This is a genomic window from Vibrio sp. 811, assembly GCF_033339195.1.
On record NZ_JAWOUB010000185.1, the window covers coordinates 1 to 896 of the forward strand.

Below are 896 nucleotides of genomic sequence, written 5' to 3' on the forward strand. Positions count from 1 at the left end.
AAAGACAGAGCATGATAGACACGGTGCTATCATGCTCTATTGACTACATATTCTGATAATTAGGCCCGCCGCCGCCTTCAGGCGTCTTCCACGTAATGTTTTGTGACGGATCTTTTATATCGCACGTTTTACAATGTACACAGTTCGCGGCGTTGATTTGAAACTTCACTTTCCCATCAATTTCGACCACTTCGTAAACCCCGGCAGGGCAGTAACGCTGGCTTGGCTCATCAAACAACCCGAGGTGCACATCGATGGGGATATGAGGATAAGTCAAAACAAGATGGCACGGTTGGTTTTCTTCATGTTGTGTGCCGGATAAAAACACCGAAGATGGTTTATCAAAGCTGATTTCTCCATCCGGTTTTGGATACTCAATCGGCGGGCATTCATTTTGGGGTTTTAACTGTTCGTGATCGTGGGAATGGTCTTTCACTGTCCACGGTATTGGCTTTTTAATCAAAGGAAGCCACAAGTTGTGCTCGAAGGTAGAAAGAGCTCCGCCAAACAGGCTACCGAACTTATGCAGGTTCGCTCCAAAGTTACGCGTTTCGGCGAGTTCATCGTACAGCCAAGAGGCTTCAAATCGCGTTTGATAATCAGGTTCACACCTTGAGTTTTGTAATGCTTGATGAATGGCTTCTGCTGCTAGTAAGCCTGATTTCATCGCGGTGTGGCTGCCTTTTATCTTCGCAACGTTAAGTGTTCCTGCATCACAGCCAATTAATAAACCGCCGGGGAATTGTTGTTTCGGTAAAGAAGATAACCCACCTTTTGCGATGGCTCTTGCGCCATAAGCGATACGCTGTGCTCCTTTAATGTATTTTTTGATTGCAGGGTGGTGTTTAAAGCGCTGAAACTCATCGAATGGGCTCAAGTGGGGATTGCGATAGTTA

Annotated in this window: 1 protein-coding gene; it reads right to left on the minus strand. The window is 46.0% G+C overall.

Annotation, left to right across the window (positions count from 1 at the left end):
* Positions 1 to 43: 43 nt before the first annotated feature.
* Positions 44 to 896, minus strand: an 853-nt coding sequence (locus tag R7Q46_RS25715) for an electron transfer flavoprotein-ubiquinone oxidoreductase (RefSeq protein ID WP_318078020.1), incomplete at its 5' end; no start/stop codon positions are given.